The following is a 12350-nucleotide window of genomic DNA, read 5'->3' on the forward strand; positions in this document are numbered from 1 at the left end:
ATGGTAGGATAAGGTTGTCTTTATTTTGGAGACAGCAGTTGTCCCAAATAGCTCGAAAACATCTTTGTTTTGATGATTGACTATCTTCTTTTTTGAGACGCAGAATTTGTGAACGTCTTTAATTCGACGATTGCATCGTCTTCGATTTGAAGATGGGTTTTCGCTTTTCCGTTTTTCCCAGATGGGTTGTTTGCACGGGCTTTCAGAACCGGGAAATCCTGACCATTCGCCCATTCACGATAGAGTTTTCTTCCAGTAATGTTTGGGCTGTGTGGCAGCGGAAGCTCCGTGATTTCATACTCGGGCGTTTTTGGTGTTCCGTGGACACCAAGTGATCCCATTTTCCTAAGCACCAGAAAGCCTTTGGCTTGAAGGTCATGAAATGCATTCATCGCTGTGTTGTCGGCCACTCCAATTCTCTCGGCAGCCTGGCGGACACTAAGTTCTATCTTGCCATTGTTGTTATGTTTCGGACCGCGCCATTCCAGTTTGACCCAAGGATATAAGGCCTGAGCCGATGTCGAAAGGGCCCGCCACGCAGGCTCTTCCATCATGTTTCGGACCAATTTTGTGAAGTGTTCGCCACGAGTTTCTTTGCCGGGTTTTGGCATGATGCCTCCAATATATTTTTCTTGTGTTTGGGTTGGGAAACTATGAGGCGTTTGGTTGGACACGGCGTTCTTGCAACCATTCCAACACATCTGCGCCTTTGTATAAGACGCGGCTTCCTGACTTTATGTAAGCGGGGCCTTTTCCTGCGCTCCGCCACTTGGCAAGTGTTTGTTTGGCGGCAACGGTATTTAGCTCGGGCGCGCAAGGCGAGTAGAAACGGTCTGCTTCGATATTCATTGGGTACTCCTCGTATAGTCCAACCCGTTCAGGGTATGACGAGGAATGTTTGAGAATAACCTATTCGGGAAAAGCCAAATTAGTTTCGGAAATTCAAATTAATTTCCGAAAACAAACTACTTGGCCGGATTGTAGATCTGGCGAAACAACTCGCCCATTCGATCGTGCAAGGTCGTCGCCCCGACTGTCGCCCCATAAGTTTCTTCTATGTAACAGCGAGTAAGATATACAGCGTCTTTCCTGTTAGCGGGGCGGTTTCCGGCTTCGACCAAGGCTAAGAGCCAACTTTGCACCTCCGCCCAATCGCATGCTGGTGGGCGACCAACTGGCCTTACGTCTTCTGTAACGTCAGATCCAAAGTAGTTTTCTCCAACTCTAGACACAGAAACCCTTTTTCTCTCGGTGCGGTGGAACAAGGGGATATGTTTAGTTTTGATCCTCAAGTTCTGAAACGAGGTGGTGTCGAATTTGATTTTGTTTTCGTCCCATTTAAGGTCTAGCGGAACAAAGGCCGGGCAAATACACGAATAACCTTGGAGTCTTTCTAGATTGTCTGCATCAAGGCTTGGAAGATTTTTAACTTCCACTAGCGCTTCGTCTGAGATGCCCTCGATCACTATTTCTCTTTGCAGCATCTTCGTGAAAACGCTCTCCCACGCGGAGTTTAGGCACTGCACATTTCTTAAGTTAATTTCATCATTGATACCGTCAGCGACCCTGCGCCAATAGAATTCATGTTCTTTTGGTATTTTTATTTGTGATGAAATTGATCTGTAAATATCCCGCATTGCGATCCCATTGAGTTCCAGCTCGTTTTCGCTTGGAAAGTTCTCGAAGGGAGATTCTGGAAAGCAAGCCCAAGGATCAGGGGCCAATGGGTCAAATCTTCCATCAAGGTCCTCATCGTCGCCATCAATACCGCCTCCGATTTGTTCTGGAATACGCCCGTATGCGACCCATTCAACAAACTCAGACAAAAAGCAGTATTCGGGAACTCTAACCTCTTTGAGGTATACCGTCATATCTCGCGAGCCTGCTGATTTGAAAAAGTAATCAAAGCATTTTCTCGATTGGGATTAGGAGCGATGGATGAAGCGAGGACTTCCAGTGCCTCGCGTTTCTCGTGCCTGTATTCCGACAAATCATAGGTGGCCGTGATTGTTGAATCGGAGTGGCCAAGCACCTTTGCTGCAACAAAGCGCGAGACTTTGCCGGTTTCGTTTCCACTGGTCATGATAGTAGTGGCGGTTCGACGAATGTCGTGAAAACGCCATCCGGAAGTTGATGTTTCACTTTGAAGGCTCTTGAGGAGTTTTGACCCTGGCCAGATGGGCTTGTCTTGAATGCTGGAAAATATGAAGTCGCACTTTCTTGGTTGCTTCGATATGAGTTCCGCCATCGCCTTGCTAAGCGGTACTTCGTGTGCCTTGGCGCTATCTCTCTTTGTGGCCTTCATCTTTTCTCGAGGAATAACCCAAACGTCTCCTCGAATTTCCTCCCATCGGATTTGAGCTACATTCGAAAGGCGTTGCGCGGACAGCATCAACAATTGAATGAAAGGACCAAAGGGATATGGTCTCGATTGCGCCGCCGTCCACAGAGCGGTCCACTCGTCATCAGATAGAACTCGATCACGTGTTTGAGCTTTAGCGCCGACTTTCAGACCAATCCAAGGGTTTGCTTCAATCCATTGTTCATCAGCAGCCCAAGAAAACATTGGGCGCAAATAACGCACAACTGCCGCTGCTCGTAGTGGGGAAGACTGTTGGGCTACGTGTTTTCTTAAGTCTAGGCCGTGGTGAATGCTGACGTCAGTAGTGCGAACATGCCCAAGTCTGTCCCTAGCCCAAATATCCCAAACCGATTGTACATCATGCCAGGATCGCATCTCAGAAGAACGGGCTGTTTTGTAGCCTTCGAAGATATCTGCCACTGTTCGGGGATTTTCTTCTACCACATGAAGAAGTGCTTTTTCCTTGGCAGCATCTGCCTTAATACGGGCTTCCTTAACCGAAACAGTTGGGAAGGTGCCTAGTCGCTCTCGAGTACGCTTGCCTCCCCGGCTTACAATTACCTCCCAAACCTTTAAGCCTTTCTTTCCCACGCGCAATATCAGCCCGCGAACCAGCTCATCGCGCACCTCATAGCCTCTATCGGTTGGCTTAAGATCACTTGCCTTGCGTTCTGTAAGTCTGATCTTCATTTTGTGCGTTTCTTGTGCGTTTTGTGCGTTATCCAGAAATTTCTCTAACGATACCTATATATCTAAAGTCAGCTATTACAAACGAATAGGTATCATTGGAAATGTCCTGACATTACTGACCCACGAACTCCAAAACCGTAGGTCCCGGGTTCGAGCCCTGGTGCCCCTGCCATTTCTCCAAAAATTGCGTCTATGATCCGGATGCGCTGCGTTTTTCGGCGCGCCAGTCCCACGGTGTTTGCGTGTCGGCTTGCCAAATGCCTATACCTTTTTTCTTGGCAGCCTCTGCATTGGGGACATATGGCCCCTTGTCGCGGTAAGCCCACACAACGCCTGCATCGACCAGAGCCTCGGCGATATTGACTCCATCAACCCAACATTTCGCCAAGGGACGCCCATAGCGGTCTTTTCTGCTGTATTGGCAAAAAACGGTGCGCCCGCGCACCAGTGCTTTGAGAGTCTCTGTCGCTGCATTGGCGCAATCCCATGTTTCACCGGAAGCAGCGTTGCAGGTCTGTCCACGCTCAGCTGCGTCGATATCAATCAGACGCATATTTTCCCCAAAGAGTTTGAGGTTGTCGCCATCTATGAAGCTGACAGCTTCAGGCGGGGCTGTGACACTTATGGTATCGGCCTTCACAAAGTACGGCGAGGCCACGAGCATCAGGAAGGAGAAGAGGAGTTGTAGTCTAAGAGCCATGCTGCTTGTTAACACAGGTTAACGCGAGTGCAGCCTGTCATCGTGTCAAACAGTTAACGATTAGCGCTGCGTCACAACAGAGAGTGAGGCCCCTTGAATTCGTCGTCGGTGCGGCGTATGTCACCACCTGATCTAACCAGAGAAGAAAACCCATGGCCCGCACGAACCCGCTTCAGTTCATCCAGCAAACCCGCGCCGAAGTCTCCAAGATTGTTTGGCCGACCCGTCGCGAAGTGCTGTTGACCACGGTTATGGTGTTCATCATGGCGGCCTTGTTTGCCGCGTTTTTCTCTGTGGTTGATATCCTGATCCGCATGGGCCTTGAGACGATCCTCACCATGTTTGGCTAAGGCCAAAGCCTGACAAAGCGCTTGAATTTCCCCGAGGGTCGATTTAAGTCCAAAGTCAATTGAATGTGGCGCGTAGCGAATCAAGCTCCGCGCCCGTTTTTTATCTGGGAGGCGGCAATCCCGCCTTGGGCAAGTCGCGGCAGGTGCCGCAGCAAACACGAGAAAGAACGGTCATATGGCAAAGCGTTGGTATTCCGTAAGCGTCCTCTCGAACTTTGAGAAGAAGATCGCCGAACAGATCCGTCAGTCTGCAGAAGAGCAAGGGCTTGAGGATCAGATCGAAGAAGTGCTGGTTCCAACCGAAGAAGTGATCGAAGTCCGTCGCGGCAAGAAAGTCCCGACCGAGCGTCGTTTCATGCCGGGCTATGTCCTCGTGCGTATGGAAATGAGCGATCAGGGCTATCACCTCATCAGCTCGATCAATCGCGTCACCGGCTTCCTTGGTCCACAAGGCCGCCCTATGCCAATGCGTGATGCCGAAGTTCAGGCGATCCTGGGCCGTGTGGCCGAGGGTGAAGAAGCGCCGAAGCTGATGATCTCCTTTGAGGTTGGCGAGAAGGTCAAGGTCAACGATGGTCCGTTCGAAGGCTTTGACGGCATGGTTGAAGAGGTGGATGAGGACAACCAGCGCCTCAAGGTGACTGTGTCCATCTTTGGTCGTGAGACACCGGTTGAGCTGGAATTCCTGCAGGTGTCCAAACAGGGCTAAGCCCGTCACATCGCAGTTCATGAAAGCCGCGCGGGGAACCGACGCGGCTTTTCTTTTGGTCTGAAAGCGACACCGGATATGGTCGCGCCGGAGTTGACCGGTGGGAATCCCTCTTTAGGCTCGTGGTCAAAGCCAAGAGCAGGGGAGGGCTCATGAGCGACCAGATGATAATGCCACAGGACTGGACGCCGGAGCAGCAATTGTTCCCGCATCAGGTCGGCTTTACCTGCCCTCCGTTTGATTTCGATGCAGCCCCGTCGGATTTCCTGCGCATCGCGCCGCGGTCTGTGGGCGTGCATGGGTGGATGCTGCATGATCCGGATTATCAGCACGGCCTCGACCAGCGAAAACGCAACTTTGGGATGCTTGAGGATTTTGTCCACTGCATGGCGCGCAATGGAGTCAATGTGGCTGGGCAGGTGGGGTCTAATTGGGTCCACGCAAGCGGTTTGGGGGTTGAGGGTATTCGCCAGCACTGTGCGGATTTATCTGACCGCTATGGGCTTAAATTTAATATGGCGGGCTATGCGATGGTCGAAGCCCTGCGCGCGATGAATGTCGAAAAGGTTGCGCTAAACGCGGCTTATCATTGGCCGGCTTGGTGGCAGGGCACCGTCGGTTTTCTGAAGGAAGCGGGCTTTGACGTGCTTTGGGCGGGCAACTTCCACGATCAAGGGTGGTTTGACAGCCAAGAGGCAGTGAACGCGAAACGTTGGATCTTTGATGGAGATCTGGCCGCCAAGAGTTTCGACTATGTGGCCGAGCAGGCTCCGAATGCCGACGCTTATCTGATCAACGGCATGTGCAATTTCCGGTCTGGGCCAGACGGCGTGCCCGAGCGGCCGCTGCAATTGACGCCCATGCTCGAAGAACGCCTCGGCAAGCCTGTGATCGGCCATGACACTGCGCTTTATTGGGCGATCTTCCGAGATCTGGGCATCGCACCCGAAGGCAACCACGGCACACTATTGGAGAGCTTCCATGCATAAGATCGTCGCGCTTTGGGCAATTCCCCGCTCCACCTCCACGGCTTTTGAATGGATGATGCGGCAACGGGGTGATCTGGATTGCCTGCACGAACCGTTCGGTGAGGCCTGGTATCAGGGCGAGGATCCTATGTGGCCGCGATTTGCTCCGGGGGAAAAGGTCACGCCGGGTTTGACGCTTGAAAGCGTGTGGGAGGACATACAGGCGCGGGCAGAAAAGGGGCGGGTGTTTCTGAAAGACTTTCCGCATTACATCAATCACATGTGGGATCCGGAGTTCCTGTCAAACTTCACCCATGCCTTCCTAATCCGCGATCCGGCCAAGACGATCTCGTCCATGTACAACAAATGGCCCGACTTTGATGAGGCAGAGGTTGGCTTTCCCGAGCAACGCGCGCTTTTTGATTTGCTATGGGCTTTGAACGGCGCCCCTCCGCCCGTGATTGATAGCGATGATCTTTTGGAGAACCCCGAAGGCATGGTCGAAGCCTTCTGCGACAGCGTCGGCATCCCGTTCATACCCGAGGCCTTGACATGGGAAGCAGGCGGAGACCCCTCAGAGCATAGCTGGTGGGATGGCGGGTCCTTTCACCACAACCTTGCTAAGTCGACGGGGCTGACCCCTCAGGTGCGGAAATATGTAGAGGTCGCTGATGCGCCTGATCGTGTGCAGCGCGTGCATCGGCGGATGAAACCACATTATGATCGGCTCTATGCCCATCGGATCACGCTCTAGGTCTTGAAATTGTCCCCTTGCGGTCCGACTTCGTTCCGGGTGAGGTATGTGCACCAGATTTGAGGGGATCAGCATGACAACAGCGTCTATGGGTTTGATTGGCGTCGGCACAATGGGCAGCGCCTTGGCGCTCAATATTGCCGAGAATGGCCACGACATTGCGCTCTATAATCTTGACCCCTCTACCATTGATGATCTGATCTCAGGCGCGGGCGATCTCGCGCCGCGCTTGACCAAAACGGAAAGCGTTGAGGCGCTGGTGGCCGCAATGCCTACACCGCGCGCTATCGTTTTATTGGTGCCTGCAGGTGGCCCAGTTGAGGCGTCGATTGACGCTTTGCTGCCCCATCTTGCCCCGGGCGACACGATCATCGATGGCGGCAACAGCGATTTCCGCGACACCATGCGGCGCACGGAACGGGTCGAGGCCGCAGGGTTCCAATACCTCGGAGTCGGTGTCAGCGGCGGCGAAGAAGGCGCGCGGCATGGGCCGTCTATGATGGTCGGCGGGTCCAAAGCCTCTTGGGAGCCACTTCGCCCAGTGCTCGAAGCGATTGCCGCGAAATTTGAAGGCGATCCTTGTGTCGCGCACCTCGGTCCTGATGGCGCTGGGCACTTTGTTAAGACCGTTCACAATGGCATCGAATATGCCGATATGCAGATGATTGCTGAGGTCTATGGCCTGTTGCGGGATGGCGAGGGCCGCAAGCCCTCCGAGATCGCGCCGCTGTTTCATCGCTGGAATGAAGGCGCGCTGCAGAGTTACCTGATCGAGATCACAGGCAAGGTTCTGGACGGCGTGGACCCAGAAACCGGCCAGCCGATGATTGATCTGATCGTGGATCAGGCTGGGCAAAAGGGCACTGGGCGCTGGACTGTGATCGAAGCGATCCGCATGGGGCAATCGGCCTCTGTGATCGAAGCAGCCGTGGGCGCGCGGGTTCTTTCCTCAGAACGTGTCGTGCGTCAGGCAGCGTCCAAAGTCTTGGCCGCGCCAGAAACGACGACAGCGACATTTGATGAGGGCGATTTGGAGTCCGCGCTGATGGTGGGTCGCATTCTTGCGTACGCGCAGGGCTTCCGGATCCTGAAAGCCGCCTCTGAAGAATTCTCTTGGGATCTCGACTATGCCCGCATCGCCGAGATCTGGCGGGCAGGGTGCATCATTCGCTCGGCCTTGCTGGACGACATATCTCAGGCCTTCCGGTCTGACCTGCCACATGGACGCCTCATCTTGGCTGATGAGTTTGCGGGCTTGCTAGAAACCCATATAGGTGCGCTGCGCCGTGTGGTCGCGCAGGCCGTGACGATTGGCTTGCCCGTCCCAGCTCTGTCCTCGGCGGTGTCGTGGTACGACGAAGTGCGTCAGGCACGCGGCACGGCGGATATGATCCAAGGTCAACGCGATTTCTTCGGCGCCCATGGGTTCCGTCGTATCGACAAAGATGGGGATTTCCACGGGCCTTGGTAATCCCCCAAGCCCCCTTGCCAACCCGCCGATTCCCCTTTAAACGCCGCCCATCGCCCCGAGTCCCGCTCGGGGTGTCTTATCTCGTGGGAGAAGGAGGGATCGCGATCCCAAGCTCGGACCACGCAACATATCCCGGGTGGAACGCGTTTCACCCACGTTGAAAGGAAACGATCAGATGGCGAAGAAGCTGGCTGGTACAATGAAGCTGCAGATCCCTGCAGGTCAAGCCAACCCATCCCCGCCCGTCGGCCCTGCTCTGGGTCAGCGCGGCATCAACATCATGGAATTCTGTAAAGCGTTCAACGCGAAGACACAGGAAATGGAACAAGGTGCGCCTTGCCCAACCGTGATCACATATTATCAGGACAAGTCCTTCACCATGGACATCAAGACGCCTCCTGCGTCTTACTACCTGAAAAAAGCCGCTGGCCTGAAGCCAGTGGGCAAGCGTAACCGTCCTCGTGGTGCTGAAAACCCAGGTCGGGAAACCGTTGCATCCGTATCTGTAAAGCAGGTCCGTGAGATCGCCGAAGCGAAGATGAAAGACCTCTCCGCGAACGACGTCGAAGCAGCAATGCAAATCATCATGGGTTCCGCGAAATCCATGGGCATCGAGGTGAAGTAATGGCGAAACTCGGTAAACGTACCCGCGCAGCACGCGAAGCATTTGCTGGCAAGTCCGACGTCTCTGTTGAAGAAGCAGTGGCACTGGTCAAAGGCAACGCTTCTGCGAAGTTCGATGAAACCGTCGAGATCGCTGTTCAACTCGGTGTAGACCCACGTCACGCAGACCAAATGGTTCGCGGCGTTGTTGGCCTGCCAAACGGCACCGGCAAATCCGTACGCGTCGCAGTTTTCGCACGTGGCCCAAAAGCTGAAGAAGCTCAGGCTGCAGGCGCAGACATCGTTGGCGCAGAAGACCTGATGGAAACCATCCAGGGCGGCACCATCGACTTTGATCGCTGCATCGCGACCCCTGACATGATGCCAATCGTTGGCCGTCTGGGTAAAGTTCTGGGCCCGCGCAACCTGATGCCAAACCCTAAGGTTGGCACCGTGACCATGGACGTTAAGGCTGCGATCGAAAACGCCAAGGGTGGCGAAGTTCAGTTCAAAGTCGAAAAAGCCGGTGTTGTACACGCAGGCGTCGGCAAAGCCTCCTTCGACGAAGGCAAGCTGGTCGAGAACGTACGTGCCTTCATGGGTGCAGTTCTGAAAGCCAAGCCTGCTGGCGCAAAAGGTGCTTACGTTAAGAAGGTGGCACTGAGCTCGACTATGGGCCCGGGCGTGACCATCAACGTGGACAACGCTGCAGCTGAGTAAGCTCAGATTAAAATGAAGTTAATGAAAGGCGCTCTTTGGAGCGCCTTTTTCTTTTTGTCACATTTAGAGCCTTGCATGTGTTTTGAAATTGAAGCTAGGCTGCAAAACACCCCATTAGTTAGCCTTAAAAGCGAGTAAGTCGGGTTTTCGTGTTTTTCCAAGTGAAAGGGGCCACACCTAGACACTGGAATTGCGCGTGGCGACGACATTTAATGTACTGCATTTGGGCAATCATACCCTGATCGAAGGGGATGATTTCACGGATGGTGCTGAGAATGCCGAGGATTTGGTGGGCATGACCTTGGGGTCTGACTCTGATCCTCTCTACAACCACTTTCATACGTTCGAACCGTTTTCCACACCCGATGATTCCACCTACGGAGACACGTTGCTCGACAGCTACGACATGTTCGAGATCGACGGGGGCTTTCCGCAGATCTTTGACGCGTCAGCGACCTATATCGCAACGCTGACCTACGTGGATGGCACCACCGAAAATGTGTCTGTTGTGGTGTTTCAGGATGACGAAGGCGAAACCTATATCGCGCCTGAGGCAACGCAGAACGCGGATATGTCCGCACTGGAAGCAAAACCCATTCAATCGATTTCGCTTCAGAGTGTCGATTATTCGGCGGATCACGACATGCATGTCGATCTGCAATCTTGGAATTATGCTGTCTGTTTTGCGGCAGGAGTTAAGTTGCAAACTCCGCTTGGCGAGGCTGCTGTGGAAACGCTGAAGATTGGCGACGAAGTCCTGACTGTTGATAATGGTGCACAACCGATCATTTGGAGCGGCACCTCAATGCAAGAGGTCACAGACTCTAACCGTCCCATTCGAATTGTAGCCGGAGCCCTTGGCGCCGGGATCCCGACGCGCGATCTGGTTGTGTCACCTCAGCATCGCGTGTTGGTGAAATTGCCGGCGAACAATGAATTGGCGCCAAAAGAGGTGCTCGTGCCAGCGGCTAAACTTACGGCCTTGCCGGGTGTCTATGCGGATCCGAATTATGAGAAGGTTCGCTATTGTCACGTCTTATGTCCCAAGCATGAGATCGTCATTGCTCATGGTGCGGAGGTTGAAACGCTTTACATTGGTAAAATGGCCGAAGAAGCCTTGGGCGAAGAGATGATGGCAGAGATACGAGAGGCCTGCTCGCAGCATGGTATAGAACAGCTAGATCCAGCGAGGGATTTGCTCGACGGCTCTGAAAGCGCAGATCTTGCAGCGTATTTTGCCGGTAAGAAAAAGCCTGTTTTGCAGAGATTGAGTTTAGAACCTAGCGCAAGCTTTGGCGCTGTTTGTACGCCATAGGGCTTAAAACCTGTTCAAAGCCTATGATGAATACGACATCGGGATTATCTTTCAAAAAGGTACGCCGCGGGCGATTGAAGACATCAAGGCTGACGCTGCCGCAGTGTTCGCGCCATTTGACAAATCCGCGGTTCATGCGCGGTTCTGGAGCTACACTTTCGGCAAGTTGAGAAAGAAAGGTTAACGCCCAAACGTTAACCTGTGTTAAGCTGCGGGAAAGCAGACGCGGAGACAGGCCAAAAAAGCTGACGATCAGGGCAGCTTACCTCTTGTTCTGTGCCTTAATCCATCCTAAATGAAATCCTCACAAGCCAGCGTACGATTCGTCGTGCGCTGTTTTGTGTTTCGTCCAAGACGGTGAGTGAGGGTTTCCCTCTTAATATCTTGCCTGAGACGGGAAAGACCAGATTGACCGAGGGCTTGACCTCGGGCGGTTTTGGCTCAGCCCCGTAGCGGACCTGAACGCTGGGCTGACGCTCGGCAAATATGAGCCGGAGGGCGTGAAGCCTTCCAAATTTGGAGTGAAACTGTGGATAGAGCACAAAAAGAGAAGGTGGTCGAGGAACTCGGCCAGATCTTTGAAAGCTCTGGCGTCGTTGTGGTTGCCCACTACGAGGGTCTCACAGTTGCTGACATGCAGTCTCTGCGCGCGAAAGCACGTGAATCTGAGGCTGCTGTTCGTGTTGCCAAAAACAGGCTCGCCAAAATCGCCCTTGAAGGAAAGCCTTGCGAAAGCATGGGTGAATACCTGACGGGTATGACTGTTCTGACCTATTCCGAAGATCCTGTTGCGGCCGCGAAGGTTGCAGAGGACTTCGCCAAAGAGAACTCGAAATTCGAGATCCTCGGCGGTGCAATGGGTGAGAATGCTCTGGATCGTGCTGGCGTTGAAGCCGTGTCCAAGATGCCTTCTCGCGAGGAGCTTATCGCTTCCATCGTGGGCTGCATCGGCGCACCTGCTTCCAACATCGCTGGCGCAATTGGCGCACCTGCAAGCAACATCGCATCTATTCTGTCTACCATCGAGGAAAAGGCAGAGGCTGCGTAAGCAACTTATTGAGAACCGCGTAGCGGCTTAGGCACGCACGTTGGAACACAAACTTGAAAACGGAAAGAAGCTAAAATGGCTGATCTGAAAGCACTTGCTGAAAGCATCGTAGGTCTGACCCTGCTGGAAGCACAAGAACTGAAAACAATCCTCAAAGACGAGTACGGCATCGAGCCAGCAGCCGGTGGCGCTGTTATGGTAGCCGGCGCAGCAGGCGGCGACGCAGGCGGTGCAGCAGCTGAGGAAAAAACTGAATTTGACGTAATTCTGAAAGCCGCAGGCGACAAGAAAATCAACGTCATCAAAGAAGTCCGCGGCATCACCGGCCTGGGCCTCAAAGAAGCAAAAGAGCTGGTCGAAGCAGGCGGCAAAGCCGTCAAAGAAGGCGTCGACAAAGCAGAAGCAGAAGACATCAAAGCGAAGCTGGAAGCAGCTGGCGCAGAAGTCGAGCTCAAGTAATCATTGCCGGGATATTCCCGGTTTTGATGTGGCAGGGTGCGGAAAACCGTTCCCTGCCGTACCTGTCTTAGAAAGGCCCTTTTGAGTAAGGGGTTTTTCTAAGACGAGGTCTAAGGATCGAGTGGTGCGTGGTGGGACACACACCGAGAATGGATCCAATCGTCTGTCTCGAAAGGGCGGGGTGCCGGGGCCCGACGGCAT

General features: G+C 53.5%; 15 protein-coding genes. 10 read left to right on the forward strand and 5 right to left on the reverse strand.

Annotated features, from left to right (window positions below; all coding sequences use genetic code 11):
* Positions 1 to 80: 80 nt before the first annotated feature.
* The 5 genes from HZ995_RS09145 to HZ995_RS09165 all read right to left on the reverse strand — a co-directional run bounded on the left by HZ995_RS09145 (position 81) and on the right by HZ995_RS09165 (position 3752).
* Positions 81 to 674, reverse strand: a complete 594-nt coding sequence (locus tag HZ995_RS09145; RefSeq protein ID WP_245168628.1) for a hypothetical protein — start codon at positions 672 to 674, stop codon at positions 81 to 83.
* Positions 652 to 849, reverse strand: a complete 198-nt coding sequence (locus HZ995_RS16210; protein ID WP_209355368.1) for a helix-turn-helix transcriptional regulator — start codon at positions 847 to 849, stop codon at positions 652 to 654. Before HZ995_RS16210 ends, HZ995_RS09145 begins: the two co-directional genes overlap by 23 nt.
* A gap of 116 nt (positions 850 to 965) precedes the next feature.
* Positions 966 to 1871: a hypothetical protein gene (locus tag HZ995_RS09155; protein WP_209355369.1), complete on the reverse strand. Its 906-nt coding sequence runs from the start codon at positions 1869 to 1871 to the stop codon at positions 966 to 968.
* Positions 1868 to 3052: a tyrosine-type recombinase/integrase gene (locus tag HZ995_RS09160; protein WP_209355370.1), complete on the reverse strand. Its 1185-nt coding sequence runs from the start codon at positions 3050 to 3052 to the stop codon at positions 1868 to 1870. Before HZ995_RS09160 ends, HZ995_RS09155 begins: the two co-directional genes overlap by 4 nt.
* 190 nt (positions 3053 to 3242) lie before the next feature.
* Positions 3243 to 3752 carry a thermonuclease family protein gene (locus tag HZ995_RS09165; protein ID WP_209355371.1) on the reverse strand — a complete coding sequence of 170 codons (510 nt, stop codon included), beginning with the start codon at positions 3750 to 3752 and terminating at the stop codon, positions 3243 to 3245.
* A 152-nt stretch (positions 3753 to 3904) separates the two neighbouring features.
* Here HZ995_RS09165 and secE point away from each other — a divergent pair, with 152 nt between their 5' ends.
* From secE to rplL, 10 genes are all read left to right on the forward strand, one after another.
* Entirely contained in the window at positions 3905 to 4102 is a 198-nt protein-coding gene (secE, locus tag HZ995_RS09170) for a preprotein translocase subunit SecE (protein WP_209355372.1), read from the forward strand.
* 175 nt (positions 4103 to 4277) lie between these two features.
* Positions 4278 to 4811 carry a transcription termination/antitermination protein NusG gene (nusG, locus tag HZ995_RS09175; protein WP_209355373.1) on the forward strand — a complete coding sequence of 178 codons (534 nt, stop codon included), beginning with the start codon at positions 4278 to 4280 and terminating at the stop codon, positions 4809 to 4811.
* Between the two features lie 152 nt (positions 4812 to 4963).
* Positions 4964 to 5800 (forward strand): hypothetical protein, encoded by an 837-nt coding sequence (locus HZ995_RS09180; RefSeq protein WP_245168629.1) that lies wholly within the window; start codon positions 4964 to 4966, stop codon positions 5798 to 5800.
* Positions 5793 to 6533, forward strand: a complete 741-nt coding sequence (locus tag HZ995_RS09185) for a sulfotransferase family protein (RefSeq protein WP_209355374.1) — start codon at positions 5793 to 5795, stop codon at positions 6531 to 6533. The genes HZ995_RS09180 and HZ995_RS09185 overlap by 8 nt, the downstream gene beginning before the upstream one ends.
* A gap of 73 nt (positions 6534 to 6606) precedes the next feature.
* Positions 6607 to 8004 carry an NADP-dependent phosphogluconate dehydrogenase gene (gene gndA, locus HZ995_RS09190; protein WP_209355375.1) on the forward strand — a complete coding sequence of 466 codons (1398 nt, stop codon included), beginning with the start codon at positions 6607 to 6609 and terminating at the stop codon, positions 8002 to 8004.
* A gap of 175 nt (positions 8005 to 8179) precedes the next feature.
* Complete coding sequence (rplK, locus tag HZ995_RS09195; RefSeq protein ID WP_209355376.1) at positions 8180 to 8629, forward strand: 50S ribosomal protein L11; 450 nt, start codon at positions 8180 to 8182, stop codon at positions 8627 to 8629.
* Positions 8629 to 9327, forward strand: coding sequence for a 50S ribosomal protein L1 (gene rplA, locus HZ995_RS09200; protein ID WP_209355377.1), 699 nt, complete (start codon positions 8629 to 8631; stop codon positions 9325 to 9327). Before rplK ends, rplA begins: the two co-directional genes overlap by 1 nt.
* A gap of 196 nt (positions 9328 to 9523) precedes the next feature.
* The gene (locus HZ995_RS09205; protein ID WP_209355378.1) at positions 9524 to 10642 is read left to right on the forward strand and encodes a Hint domain-containing protein; all 1119 of its coding nucleotides are present in this window, start codon (positions 9524 to 9526) and stop codon (positions 10640 to 10642) included.
* Between the two features lie 529 nt (positions 10643 to 11171).
* Positions 11172 to 11690 carry a 50S ribosomal protein L10 gene (rplJ, locus tag HZ995_RS09210; RefSeq protein ID WP_209355379.1) on the forward strand — a complete coding sequence of 173 codons (519 nt, stop codon included), beginning with the start codon at positions 11172 to 11174 and terminating at the stop codon, positions 11688 to 11690.
* 75 nt (positions 11691 to 11765) lie between these two features.
* Complete coding sequence (gene rplL / locus HZ995_RS09215) at positions 11766 to 12149, forward strand: 50S ribosomal protein L7/L12 (protein ID WP_209355380.1); 384 nt, start codon at positions 11766 to 11768, stop codon at positions 12147 to 12149.
* Positions 12150 to 12350: the final 201 nt, after the last annotated feature.

Source organism: Cognatishimia activa (assembly GCF_017798205.1).
Lineage (GTDB): Bacteria > Pseudomonadota > Alphaproteobacteria > Rhodobacterales > Rhodobacteraceae > Cognatishimia > Cognatishimia activa_A.

Bases quoted from the DNA above. Each gene is read 5' to 3' on its own strand.
- HZ995_RS16210 (WP_209355368.1), bottom strand. From the start codon at position 849: ATGAATATCGAAGCAGACCGTTTCTACTCGCCTTGCGCGCCCGAGCTA.
- HZ995_RS09155 (WP_209355369.1), bottom strand. From the start codon at position 1,871: ATGACGGTATACCTCAAAGAGGTTAGAGTTCCCGAATACTGCTTTTTG.
- HZ995_RS09160 (WP_209355370.1), bottom strand. From the start codon at position 3,052: ATGAAGATCAGACTTACAGAACGCAAGGCAAGTGATCTTAAGCCAACC.
- HZ995_RS09165 (WP_209355371.1), bottom strand. From the start codon at position 3,752: ATGGCTCTTAGACTACAACTCCTCTTCTCCTTCCTGATGCTCGTGGCC.
- secE (WP_209355372.1), top strand. From the start codon at position 3,905: ATGGCCCGCACGAACCCGCTTCAGTTCATCCAGCAAACCCGCGCCGAA.
- nusG (WP_209355373.1), top strand. From the start codon at position 4,278: ATGGCAAAGCGTTGGTATTCCGTAAGCGTCCTCTCGAACTTTGAGAAG.
- HZ995_RS09180 (WP_245168629.1), top strand. From the start codon at position 4,964: ATGAGCGACCAGATGATAATGCCACAGGACTGGACGCCGGAGCAGCAA.
- HZ995_RS09185 (WP_209355374.1), top strand. From the start codon at position 5,793: ATGCATAAGATCGTCGCGCTTTGGGCAATTCCCCGCTCCACCTCCACG.
- gndA (WP_209355375.1), top strand. From the start codon at position 6,607: ATGACAACAGCGTCTATGGGTTTGATTGGCGTCGGCACAATGGGCAGC.
- rplK (WP_209355376.1), top strand. From the start codon at position 8,180: ATGGCGAAGAAGCTGGCTGGTACAATGAAGCTGCAGATCCCTGCAGGT.
- rplA (WP_209355377.1), top strand. From the start codon at position 8,629: ATGGCGAAACTCGGTAAACGTACCCGCGCAGCACGCGAAGCATTTGCT.
- rplL (WP_209355380.1), top strand. From the start codon at position 11,766: ATGGCTGATCTGAAAGCACTTGCTGAAAGCATCGTAGGTCTGACCCTG.